Source organism: Haloimpatiens lingqiaonensis (assembly GCF_901447495.1).
Lineage (GTDB): Bacteria > Bacillota > Clostridia > Clostridiales > Clostridiaceae > Haloimpatiens > Haloimpatiens lingqiaonensis.
This window is the reverse complement of record NZ_CABDWS010000021.1, coordinates 15,449-26,868: the sequence shown is the minus strand read 5'-3', so window position 1 is coordinate 26,868 and position 11,420 is coordinate 15,449. Positions and strand designations below refer to the sequence as shown.

11 protein-coding genes and 1 other RNA gene are annotated in these 11,420 nt (G+C 29.4%); 4 read left to right on the top strand and 8 right to left on the bottom strand.

Translation table 11 applies throughout. The features are described 5' to 3' along the window. Nucleotides 1-2: 2 nt before the first annotated feature. Both FGK85_RS05980 and FGK85_RS05975 read left to right on the top strand, forming a co-directional pair. On the top strand, nucleotides 3-482 hold the full coding sequence (locus FGK85_RS05980) for a DUF4883 family protein (protein WP_138204692.1): 480 nt from the start codon (nucleotides 3-5) through the stop codon (nucleotides 480-482). Nucleotides 483-593: 111 nt separating this feature from the next. Then, the gene (locus FGK85_RS05975) at nucleotides 594-1,427 is read left to right on the top strand and encodes a PHP domain-containing protein (RefSeq protein ID WP_138204690.1); all 834 of its coding nucleotides are present in this window, start codon (nucleotides 594-596) and stop codon (nucleotides 1,425-1,427) included. A 168-nt stretch (nucleotides 1,428-1,595) separates the two neighbouring features. Here FGK85_RS05975 and FGK85_RS05970 read toward each other — a convergent pair whose 3' ends face one another. The 3 genes from FGK85_RS05970 to FGK85_RS05960 form a co-directional block, all read right to left on the bottom strand. Next, nucleotides 1,596-3,005, bottom strand: coding sequence for an aminopeptidase (locus FGK85_RS05970; RefSeq protein ID WP_138204688.1), 1,410 nt, complete (start codon nucleotides 3,003-3,005; stop codon nucleotides 1,596-1,598). Between the two features lie 223 nt (nucleotides 3,006-3,228). Next, nucleotides 3,229-4,134, bottom strand: a complete 906-nt coding sequence (hprK, locus tag FGK85_RS05965; protein WP_138204686.1) for an HPr(Ser) kinase/phosphatase — start codon at nucleotides 4,132-4,134, stop codon at nucleotides 3,229-3,231. A 32-nt stretch (nucleotides 4,135-4,166) separates the two neighbouring features. Next, a complete protein-coding gene (locus tag FGK85_RS05960) occupies nucleotides 4,167-4,343 on the bottom strand; it encodes a DUF896 domain-containing protein (protein WP_138204684.1) in 177 nt (58 codons plus the stop codon). Nucleotides 4,344-4,800: 457 nt separating this feature from the next. Here FGK85_RS05960 and FGK85_RS05955 point away from each other — a divergent pair, with 457 nt between their 5' ends. Continuing rightward, complete coding sequence (locus FGK85_RS05955) at nucleotides 4,801-5,589, top strand: S-methyl-5'-thioinosine phosphorylase (protein ID WP_138204682.1); 789 nt, start codon at nucleotides 4,801-4,803, stop codon at nucleotides 5,587-5,589. A 41-nt stretch (nucleotides 5,590-5,630) separates the two neighbouring features. On the opposite strand, the gene ssrS is transcribed toward FGK85_RS05955, so the two are convergent. Next, nucleotides 5,631-5,814: non-coding RNA, 6S RNA (gene ssrS / locus FGK85_RS05950), on the bottom strand. Between the two features lie 187 nt (nucleotides 5,815-6,001). Between ssrS and rocF the strand changes: the two genes are divergently transcribed. Next, nucleotides 6,002-6,898 carry an arginase gene (rocF, locus tag FGK85_RS05945; protein WP_138204680.1) on the top strand — a complete coding sequence of 299 codons (897 nt, stop codon included), beginning with the start codon at nucleotides 6,002-6,004 and terminating at the stop codon, nucleotides 6,896-6,898. 86 nt (nucleotides 6,899-6,984) lie between these two features. On the opposite strand, the gene FGK85_RS05940 is transcribed toward rocF, so the two are convergent. From FGK85_RS05940 to pdxR, 4 genes are all read right to left on the bottom strand, one after another. Next, the gene (locus tag FGK85_RS05940; RefSeq protein WP_138204678.1) at nucleotides 6,985-8,157 is read right to left on the bottom strand and encodes an FprA family A-type flavoprotein; all 1,173 of its coding nucleotides are present in this window, start codon (nucleotides 8,155-8,157) and stop codon (nucleotides 6,985-6,987) included. Between the two features lie 344 nt (nucleotides 8,158-8,501). Continuing rightward, entirely contained in the window at nucleotides 8,502-9,149 is a 648-nt protein-coding gene (locus tag FGK85_RS05935; RefSeq protein ID WP_138204676.1) for a YigZ family protein, read from the bottom strand. A gap of 75 nt (nucleotides 9,150-9,224) precedes the next feature. Further along, nucleotides 9,225-9,914 carry a HEAT repeat domain-containing protein gene (locus tag FGK85_RS05930; protein WP_138204674.1) on the bottom strand — a complete coding sequence of 230 codons (690 nt, stop codon included), beginning with the start codon at nucleotides 9,912-9,914 and terminating at the stop codon, nucleotides 9,225-9,227. A gap of 90 nt (nucleotides 9,915-10,004) precedes the next feature. Then, nucleotides 10,005-11,414 (bottom strand): MocR-like pyridoxine biosynthesis transcription factor PdxR, encoded by a 1,410-nt coding sequence (gene pdxR / locus FGK85_RS05925; protein ID WP_138204672.1) that lies wholly within the window; start codon nucleotides 11,412-11,414, stop codon nucleotides 10,005-10,007. Between the last annotated feature and the right edge of the window lie 6 nt (nucleotides 11,415-11,420).

Genomic DNA, 11,420 nt, shown 5'->3' with positions numbered 1-11,420 from the left:
TTATGAGAAATGCTATTAAATCTTTTCTTTTTTGTTTATTAATATTACTTTCATTCACATTAGCTGCCTGTAGTTATATAAAACTAAATAATGAAAAAACCAAAGAAGACTATTATTTTTCTAAACTTGCAAATAGCATAGCTTTAAGCAATAAATATAAAATAACCCTTTTGGATACTAATTTTTATAAAGTTAAGGAGTTAAAAGAAGAAGATGTAAGTACTATACTAAATTTTATGAATTCTATAGATAAAAAAAATTTTATTAAAAAACCCTTAAGTCTTCCAGAAAAGCCGCAGTATAAAATATTTTTTAATTTAGATGAAAATAAATTTGTTATTAATGTATATGATGAACAATATGTTTCCATATTCCCTTGGGATGGCAAATATCCAATGGACTATATAGACATGACTCCAATGTATAAGGGATATAATTTATATAATTTTTGCAAATATTTAATTCCAAATGATATGGAATAAAATATTGCTATAAAATCCCCTATAAAAAAATATCGCATAAGTATATAATTATTTATAATGCATGTTTTTTTAAATGTACTTAACATTTATTTTAGAAAGGATGACATAATAATGTATACTAAAGGCGATTTTCATATGCACACTACCGCATCAGATGGAGGCTTATCCCCTTTGCAGCTATTAGATATTGTCAGTAAAAAAGGCTTTGATGTAATATCCATAACAGATCATGATACATTAGATTCCTTAGAAAATGGAATTAAAGCTGGTAAATCTTTAGGAGTGAAAGTTATCCCAGGTATAGAACTTTCTACCATTTATAATGGAGAAACTGTCCACATACTAGGTTATTTTAAGAATGAGGAATATAAAAATAAGGATTTTAATAAATTTCTTCAAGATATACAAAGCTTTAGAATAGCGAGGAGTAAAAAGATAATAGCTAACTTAAAAAAGTTTTTTAACATAGACATAGATTATCAAAAGGTTCTGCATGATGCAAAGGGTGTTATTGCAAGACCACATATTGCTAAAGCCATAATAGAAAAAGGCTATAACTACAGTTGGGATTATATATTTTCAAACATTATAAATAGTAGTAGTCCTGCTTATGTTCCAAATAAAAAAATATCCACAGAAGAAGGTATTAATTTATTAAAAAATCTCAATGCTGTGGTTGTTCTTGCACATCCAGTTTTAATAAAGAAAACCCCTATGGAAGATATGTTAGAACTCCCTTTTGACGGAATAGAAGCCATATATCCTCTTAACAATTCTGATGAGGAAGAAAAATTTATAAAATTAGCAAAAAAGACGGGTAAACTAGTAACCGCTGGCTCCGATTTTCATGGAATAAATGATAAAGACAGTACTCATGGCACATTGGGTGATGTATGCCTTAAGGGTGATTATTTAGACAAGTTTTTAAATGAAATTTTTAAATAAGTATTTAAACAAAATGTCCAATTACTACTCCCAATCCCTATTAAGCATGATAACTTTTAGGGATTTTAGGATAGTAATTGGGCATTATTATTATCTAGTGTTTCTTATATAATTATTATCTAACTTTTTTATATAATTATGGTTTTAAATTATATTTCTAATTTACAATTATGCTTCTAATAAGAATGCATAGTAAGCTCTTTCAGCTTCATATATATCAGCTTTGCTTGCTATTTCCCATGGAGCATGCATGTTGTGAAGAGCAACACCTGAGTCTATAACTTCCATTTCGTATTGAGCAAGAATGTAAGCTATAGTTCCGCCGCCGCCTTGGTCAACTTTTCCTAATTCAGCTGTTTGCCAAGAAACATTGTGTTTTTCCATTATGCTTCTTAATTGAGCTATGAATTCTGGGTTAGCATCGTTGCATCCGCCTTTTCCTCTAGCTCCTGTATATTTGTTAAATACTATACCTTTACCAAAGTAAGCGCAGTTGTTCTTTTCCATAACTGATGGATAGTTTGGATCAAATGCAGCACTAACATCTGAAGATAACATTTTTGAATTTTTAAGAGCTCTTCTTACTTTTAATTCACTGTAATCTCCAGTTAAGTTCATAACTTCAGCCACTGCATTTTCAAAGAATCTTGAATGCATTCCAGTTGCTCCAACGCTTCCTATTTCTTCTTTATCTACAAGTAAAGTTACACAAGTTTTTTCTGGATTTTCTATTTTCATCATTGCTTCAAAAGAAGTGTATGCACACACTCTGTCATCATGTCCATAAGCAAGTACCATGCTCTTATCTAATCCATAATGTCTTGCTCTTCCTGCTGGAACTACTTCTAATTCAGCAGAAACGAAATCTTCTTCTTCTATTCCATATTTTTCATTTAACATTCTTAATATATTAGTTTTAACTCTGTTCTTAGCTTCTTTGTCTTCTACAGGCATACTTCCAAATGTAATGTTTAAATTTTCTCCTTCAACACCTTCAGCAAGAGATTTTTTCATTTGGTCAGCTGATAAGTGAATTAATAGGTCAGATATTCCAACTACTGGATCATTTTCATCTTCACCTATTACCATATTTACAAGAGAACCATCTTTTTTAACAAATACACCGTGTATAGCTAGTGGAATTGTTACCCATTGATATTTCTTAACTCCACCATAATAGTGAGTTTCTAACATAGCAAAATCTGCATCTTCATATAATGGATTTTGTTTAAGGTCTAATCTTGGAGAGTCTACGTGAGCTCCTAGTATTCTCATACCTTTTTCCATTGGTTCTTTACCTACTACAAATAAAGCTAAAGTTTTTCCCATGTTGTTTGCATAAACCTTATCTCCAGTTTTTAAAGTTTTACCTTCTTTTACTAGATCAGATAAGTTTCTGTAGCCAGCCTTTTCAGCCATAGCTATGCATTCGTTTACACATTCTCTTTCAGTTTTGCATTTGGACATGAAGTCTATGTATCTGTCGCATAGAGCATTTAATTTCTCCATATCTTCCTTTGTGTATTTGTCCCAAGCAAATTCATATTTTTTTTCTAAGTTTTGTTTTTTTTCTGTCATTTTTTCTCCCCCCTATGAAAATTTTAATTCATATATACATTGTACTAAATTATATAATAAAATACAAATATGTTTTTTTGTATTTTACTCGCAATATTATATTTAATAATGGATTAATTTAATAATCTACCAAATTAATAGTCCTTAATCCAATATTCTATTAATTTAATGATTTATTAATTTAATGATTTACTAATTATATTCTAACACAATTTTATAGCATTTACTTTTTCATGTCCATTCTTTTTTCTATGGTATCTACCGGAGTTTCTTTTGAATTTAAGCTATATCTAAAATTAACTGCTGCTGCCTCTATAATAACTGCTATATTTCTTCCTGGTCTTATAGGTATAGTAAGTTTTCTTACATCAACCCCCAATATATTTGTATAATCTTTATCTAGTCCAAGTCTGTCATAATGTTTTCCTTCTTTCCACTGTTCAAAATTAATTATTAAATGTATTGTTTTGTTTTCTAATACAGAACTTAAACCATAAAGTGCTGGTACATCTATTATGCCCATCCCCCTAACTTCAAGCATTCCTTGAGTTATAAAAGGAGATGATGCCTTTAACTTTCCATCAATAGCTTTTATATCCACTGCATCATCTGCAACTAATCTATGTCCTCTTTTAATAAGTTCTAATGCAGTTTCACTTTTGCCAATACCACTTTCTCCAGTTATAAGAATTCCTATACCATACACATCTACTAAAACTCCATGTACTCTTGTGTCTGGAGCTAATTTATCATCCAAATATCCCATTAATTTACTTATAAATCTTGTGGATATATTATCTGTCCTTAAAACCCATGTATTACTTTTTTGGGCATTTTCTATAAGTTCCTCATGGGGTTCTTGATTTCTTGTAATTATAACACAGGGTGTTTCAAACTGAAAAAATTTTTTTAATCTTTTTTTCCTAAGTTCCACAGACATGGCATCCAAAAAGCTCCATTCCGCCATGCCTACTACTTGAACTCTTTTATTGGCAAAATAATTATAAAATCCAGAAAACTGAAGACCTGGTCTGTTTATATCGCTTATATCTATATTTACATTATCTTTTCCTCTAACTAAAACTTCTAATCCTAGTTCTTCTATTATTTCTTCTACTTGTACCCCCATATATATTTTCCTTTCTTGTATTATTAAAATTGCTACCTACAGGAAACTTTTTTCAAGGTATTAAGTTGAGCCCTAAAATTGCCTTTTATTATTCCAATATACTCTTCCCTTAATTCCTGTTGTTCTAGTTTTTCCTCTGGAGTAAGACCTTCTACATTACTCTTTTTATATAAAAAATTAATTCTTCCTATTAATTCTTCCATGCTCATATTATATCCTCCCATAACACATTTTATTAATCTCAGATACATATTAACTCAACTTTCGCATATAAATTTTAAGTTTTACACTATACAAAGTAAGAAATAATAAGTAGAAAGTAAAGAGTATTACTCACCTACAATTTTTTATTTTAGCACCTAGTACCTAATATCTAATTAAGTATTACTTACCTTGAAATTTTTTATTTTATAACTTGAAAAGTTGAAATATTAACTAATCTTCACCAAAATTCTACTTACGATACCATATATTTAAATGTAAGTAAAACAACATAGATAATAAAATTTACTTCATGTATATCTCTACATAGTATATTATATCAAAGTTTAAATTATAATGAAAAGTTTTTTTATTTAAAGGTTACAAAACTCCAATGTAGAATATTAAAGTATGAATATATTTTATTTGTTAATTGAAAGGGGGAAGTGGGATAACCACGTATATATGAAGATAGGTATAATAGGCGGCACAGGCGTTTACGATAGTTCATTTATTGAAAATACAATGAATCACCACATCCACACTAAATATGGTGAAATATCCTATTTAAAAGGTAATAGAAATGATAAAGAAGTTTTTTTTATAGAAAGACATTCCTCTGGTCATAAATTAATACCTTCTAATGTAAATTACAAAGGTATTATATCCGCATTGAAAGAATTAAATGTAGATCTAATTATCTCTACTGCTGCTGTGGGAGGTATTAATAACTGTGGCGTTGGAGATTTTGTATTACTTAGTGACTTTATGGATTTTACCAAAAACAGAAGCTATTCTTTTTTTGATGAAGAAGGAGCTGGCGTTGTGCACGTAGATATGACAGAGCCCTATTGCAATGAAATAAGAAATAGACTTATAAATGCTTTTAATGCTTTTAATGTCCCTGTAGTTCAAAAGGGTACTTATATTTGCACTGAAGGGCCTAGATTTGAAACTCCTGCTGAAATCAACATGTATAAAATGCTTGGTGGTGATGTGGTAGGTATGACTAATGTACCAGAAGTAATTCTTGCAAGAGAAGCCTCCTTATGTTATGCAACTATAGCGCTTGTAACTAACTACGCTGCTGGAATATCAAATAATTCATTAACCCACAAAGAAGTAAGTGAAAACATGAATAAAATGATGGGGACACTAAAAAAGGTTTTAGGATATTTTTTAGATCATATAGAATTAGCTAATTGGAATTGCACATGTAAAAACTCATTAAACGAATTAAATTCTCTAAAATAAAATTATAAGAGCCTCTAAAGAGGCTCTTGATTACATTTAATAAGTTTCCCAACATGCCGTTTAACTTACAGTACACACCCGGCTTTATACCAGGTGGGCTTTTCGCACCTTAATTCTATCAAAATTTAATAAAATATTAAATTCTCCATATCCTTAAAGATTTTGAAAATCCCTTTTCTATTGTGTCGGTTGAACCAATAAGTCTTGCGAACACATCAGGATAACTTTTATCTTTACATATATTATATCATTTTAAAATTTATATACAATAGTATATGATTGTTTCCAATAATAATTGACTGAATTTTTAAGTTCTTTTTAATTATTTGCATTTTTCCAAAGTAGTTAAAATCTTTTTTGATTTAATGTATAATTGATTTTTGTACAAAAAAATTTTTTGGAGGTATGCAAAATGAACATAAACGTTATAGGAGTTCCTTTATTCTATGGTTGTGATAGAAAAGGTGTAGACTTATCCCCTAATAAATTAAGAGAAAATGGTATTATTAAAATTATCGAAAATCATAATCATAATGTCTATGATATGGGAAATATATATGTTCCTGAAGTTTCTGAAGAAGACAAGTATGCTGAGCATAGCAAAATGAAATACTTAAAAGAAATTGTAGATGTTAATAAAAATTTAGCACATCAAGTATACACCTCTATTAGCTCAGGAAACTTTCCTTTAGTTATTGGTGGAGATCATGCCCTTGGACTTGGAAGCTTAAAAGGTGTGAACAGAAAATATTCTAAATTAGCAGTAGTTTGGATTGATGCCCATGGAGATATTAATACTCATGAAACAACTCCTTCTGGAAATATTCACGGCATGCCTTTAGCTGCAGCTATGGGAATAGGTCATGAGAATTTAACAAGCTTATATTATCATGGAGTAAATGTAGACCCTGAAAATGTATTTTTAATAGCTGCTAGAGATTTAGATGAAGGAGAAACTAAAATTATCAAAGATAATAAGATAAATTTATATTCTACAAATAATATAAAAGAGTTAGGCATAGAAGCTATAATGAAAGATGTAATTGATAAACTAAAAGCTAAAGATATAGATGCGGTTCATTTAAGCTTTGACATAGATTGTCTTGATTCAAATTTAGTGCCAGGCACAGGAACACCTGTAGGAGATGGTATAAATATTTCTGAAGGTAAATATGCCCTAAAATCCTTGTTAGAAACTAAGCTAGTTTGTTCTCTAGATTTTGTGGAACTAAATACTAAATTAGATTCATCAGATAAAACACTAAACCTATGTTTAGATTTGATTGACTGGATTTCAGAGCATCTCTAGCCTGCCTAATTTTTAAGCCCTAAAACTCTATGTGTATAAAACATATGCGAGTTTTTAGGGCTTATTTTCTACTAAATTCTTAGCAATTATAAAAGTTCTATAAATTTGTTTATAAATTCATCAGCTCTAGTATAATCTTCTTCTCCAGGTACAAAGTTTACTTTATATCCTGATTCTACTACTTTTAATTTTAAACTTTTCATTCTTTCAGTAAGCATAGGTACACCTTCACCACTCCATCCGTAAGAACCAAAGGCTGCTGCTACTTTGCCTCTATTTACTATAGGTGATACAAGGGATAATAAATCCCAAGCTGGTTTAACAGCATCTTGATTTATTGTTGGTGATCCTATCATAAATCCAGGAGCTTTTTCAATCATATCTACCATTTTATTCATATCTGTTGAGGTTATTTCAAATACTTCCCCATTAATTCCTTTTTCCACTAATTTATCTTGGAAGTATTTAGCCATTTTTTCTGTATTTCCATAAGCTGAAATATAGAATATAGGAACACCTTTTTCCTTTGGAGCTTCTACTGTAGCCCACCCCTTATACAAATTCAAATATCTTTCTATATCATTTACATGTATAGGTCCATGACTTGGAGCTACTATTTCAAAATCTAAATCTTTAATTTTATCCAACCCTGCAAGTACAAATTTTTTAAATGGTCCCATTATAACATCAAAATAATATTTCATTTCATCAAAATAGTCCCCAGTACAAGCATCAGTCATGCATCCACTTGGACAATAATGGCATCCTAAAAAGTCACAAGTAAACAAAACCTTGTCTTCCTTTGCATATGTAAACATAGTATCTGGCCAGTGTAAATTTGGAGCATAAATAAATTGAAGTGTAGTTTTGCCCAAGCTTAATTCCTCAGGTTTATCCATAGCATTAAAGTCCATATTAGTTATTGCCTTACTGTAGGTTAATGCTGCTTTTGAACCTATAACCTTTGCTTCTGGGAAATCCTTTATAAGCTTAACTAAAGAACCACTATGATCTAATTCAGTGTGTTGAACTATTATATAATCTACCTTTTTATCCCCTATAACGCTCTTTATATTGCTTAAAAATTCGTCATAGTATCCATCTTTAACTGTATCAATTATGGCAACTTTTTCATCATTTATTAAATATGCATTATATGTAGTGCCTTTTTTTGTCTCCATTATTATATCAAAAACTCTAAGCTCAGGATTTCTAACTCCAACCCAATATATATTTTCTTTTATTTTTTCTACGCCCATTTCATTACCTCCAATATCTCTTGTTTATTATACATAGTATTTATATTACCGTTGCGTATATTGATTATTATATATAGTATTTATATTATCATTGTGTATATTTATTACTATATATAGTATTATATTACCATTATGTTTTTTTATTTTCAAGTAATAATAACTATTATATAACTAAGATTAGCAATTTTAATTAAAACAGTTTAATTTTTCAATTTAGTAAACTGTTTTTAGTATTCCTCTTATTTTAAATTTTTATTATATTTTATCATATTTCTTACTCTATAATAAACTATTATACTAGCATGTGATTACTTGGTAAACCAATAATATATAGTATTTACAAGCTAGCAAACTAAATACAATCTATTTTCCTTTTTAAAGAAAATATTCTCATCTCTTTCCTCTATTATTACTTTACCACCGGTTATATCTATAATTCTTTTCTCAAATTGTTCCTTTGTGTCTATTTCAAAATAAAATAAAAGGGTTACCTTATCTGTATATATAATTTCTTCAATATACCATGCATTTTGCTCACAAGTGTACTGTAGTTTTCCAAGCATATCATAATCTATAATCACTTCTATTGGCATACCTTTTACCTTTTCCACTATTCCACCCTTTTGGATAGCCATGGACGCTGCCTTTGAATAAGCCCTTACAAGCCCTCCAGCACCTAATAAAATTCCTCCAAAATATCTGGTTACTACCACAGCACAATCAGATACATTATTTTTCTTTATAACTTCTAAAACTGGTATTCCCGCTGTACCTTGAGGTTCCCCATCATCACTATATCTTTGTATACCCATATTTTCTCCTATTACATATGCATATACATTATGGGTAGCCTGTTTGTGCATGTTTTTTATGTCGCCTATAAATTCCTTAGCCTCTTCTTCACTTTCTACTCTTTTTACATATCCTATAAACTCTGATTTTTTTTCATAAAATCTTTCTTCTTCCCTATGTTTTATGGTTAAATATCCCATTTAATCATCTCCTCTTTACTGCAAAAAAAGTGTGCATTTCAATATAATTAAATTATACTATGAAAATGCACACTTTTACACTTCTTCTAAAACTTCGTCTTCTTCTAAAGATTTAACTTCCTCTATGGCACTTATATAATCTTCTACTGCTCTTGCTATATACTCTTTATTCCATTTGTTTTTCAAAGCTTTAATCTTAGGTAAAGCCATATTACTACTTAACTTTTTTAAGGCCTTTATTGCATACAAAGCTACTTGAGGATTCTCATCTTCTAGTGCTCTAATTAAAGGGGTTTCACATTCCTCATGCTCTACTTTGCCCATGGCAGATACCGCAAGCCTTCTAATACTAACAAATTTGTGTACTGATGCTTTTTTTAAAACATCTACCCCATCCCTTAGTTCTCCTAGGATCCATACTGCCTTTTCTTTGTTTTTAGGGGACATATCTGCATAACTTTCCCTTATATATTTTATTAACTCTTCTCTTGCCCTACCATCTACAAATTTTAAAAATAGTGTTCTATCCTCTTTACCTGCCTCATATATAGATATAAAAAGCTCCTCCACAGTTGAATTTTTAGCTAAAAATCTATATTTGATTTTACCTTCTATTATGTGGTTTTGCACTACTACCTTGTCTAAATTTCTTATTTTTGAAATGGCCTCCACATCTTTACCTTCTAAAAAAAGAAAATAAGAAATATCTTTATCATCATAGTTTTGTATTTCTTTCCAATTTATGTCCAATAAATTCTTTTTCACCACATGTTCATCTCACTTTTATATTTAAATTGCATTACAGTTACTTAAAATTCCTTTATATATTTATCTACACCTATTAATATATCCATTTTAACTATAAACTAAAACATCATTTATTACTTTAAGTCCATTTTCAAAATCTTCATTGGATATTTGAGAAAAACTCAATTTAAAATACTTTTTCCCCTCATGAGGAAATTTATAAAAAAGCACTCCTGGAGTAATTAATACACTTTTCTCCTTACACTTATAAAAAAGACTTATACTGTCCATTTTCACCTTATCAGATATCTTTAAATAGAAGCTTAGTCCACCTTGTGGCTCGTTAAAAGTAACTTTATCTTTTAATATGTCTTTTATTTTTTCCATTGCAAAAGTATATTTTTTTACATATATCTCATTGAGCTTATTTATATACTCCTTCCAATACCCCTTTTCAATGTATAAATCCAAAGTTCTTTGCATTAAGCTGGAAGTAGATATATCTGTGTTTATTTTTGAATTCTTTATGGTTTCTATAAATCTTACTGGTGAAACTAAGTAACCTAATCTTATGCCCGGTAAAAATATCTTAGAAAAACTTTTTATATATATTACCCTATCATTTACATCCAAGCTCTTAAAACTTTTATATTGTAAATCCTTGTTGTATATAAGCTCCGATAAATAATCATCTTCTATTATATAAAAATCATAAGTCTCAGCATATTCTAATATTTTTTTCTTTTTTTCTATACTATAACTTGTCCCTGTTGGATTTTGAAAATAACTCATGGCATAAAAGCATTTAATCTTCTGTGATTTTAAAATCTTTTTCAATTGTTCTAAATCTATGCCATCCTTAAGCATATTTACTTCTATTATATTTGCTTTTCTCCACTTAAAAACAGATAATGCTCCACTATAAGTAGGTTTTTCTACTATTACATTATCATTTACATTCACTATAGACTTTGTGACTATATCTATACCCTGCTGAGCTCCAGATACTACAAGTATATCCTCATCATTTAAGGCTCCCTGCCAAAAGAAATGATTAATACTTTTTCTAAGTCCGTGATATCCTAGAGTTTCTTGATAAACCAGTGCCTCAGCTCCATCCCTATCCAAAACCTCATCTATTACTTTCTTTAGAATATCTACAGGAAAGTAATCTACACAAGTAGCTTCTCCTGTAAAATCTATATATTTTTCTTTAGTATTATCCATAGCAGCTTTAAAAGCCTTTGCATACTCTTTCCTAAATCCTCTTCCATTATCCTTTTTTTTGGCATAGGTACCACTGCCAATCTTTTGGACAGCATATCCTTCTTCTTCTAATTTTTTATAAGCATTAACTACAGTTACATTATTCACATCTAAAAAACTAGCTAATTTTCTAATAGAGGGTAACTTCTCACCCTCCTCAATTTTTGATGTTTCTATAAGTTTTTTTATTTTTATATATATCTGGGTATACTTACTTTTTTCCTCTTGAAAAATTACCTTATATTTCTCCATTTAATC

Excerpts from the sequence above, each read along its gene's own strand:
- FGK85_RS05980 (WP_138204692.1), top strand. The coding sequence starts at position 3 with ATGAGAAATGCTATTAAATCTTTTCTTTTTTGTTTATTAATATTACTT.
- FGK85_RS05975 (WP_138204690.1), top strand. The coding sequence starts at position 594 with ATGTATACTAAAGGCGATTTTCATATGCACACTACCGCATCAGATGGA.
- FGK85_RS05970 (WP_138204688.1), bottom strand. The coding sequence starts at position 3,005 with ATGACAGAAAAAAAACAAAACTTAGAAAAAAAATATGAATTTGCTTGG.
- hprK (WP_138204686.1), bottom strand. The coding sequence starts at position 4,134 with ATGGGGGTACAAGTAGAAGAAATAATAGAAGAACTAGGATTAGAAGTT.
- FGK85_RS05960 (WP_138204684.1), bottom strand. The coding sequence starts at position 4,343 with ATGAGCATGGAAGAATTAATAGGAAGAATTAATTTTTTATATAAAAAG.
- FGK85_RS05955 (WP_138204682.1), top strand. The coding sequence starts at position 4,801 with ATGAAGATAGGTATAATAGGCGGCACAGGCGTTTACGATAGTTCATTT.
- rocF (WP_138204680.1), top strand. The coding sequence starts at position 6,002 with ATGAACATAAACGTTATAGGAGTTCCTTTATTCTATGGTTGTGATAGA.
- FGK85_RS05940 (WP_138204678.1), bottom strand. The coding sequence starts at position 8,157 with ATGGGCGTAGAAAAAATAAAAGAAAATATATATTGGGTTGGAGTTAGA.
- FGK85_RS05935 (WP_138204676.1), bottom strand. The coding sequence starts at position 9,149 with ATGGGATATTTAACCATAAAACATAGGGAAGAAGAAAGATTTTATGAA.
- pdxR (WP_138204672.1), bottom strand. The coding sequence starts at position 11,414 with ATGGAGAAATATAAGGTAATTTTTCAAGAGGAAAAAAGTAAGTATACC.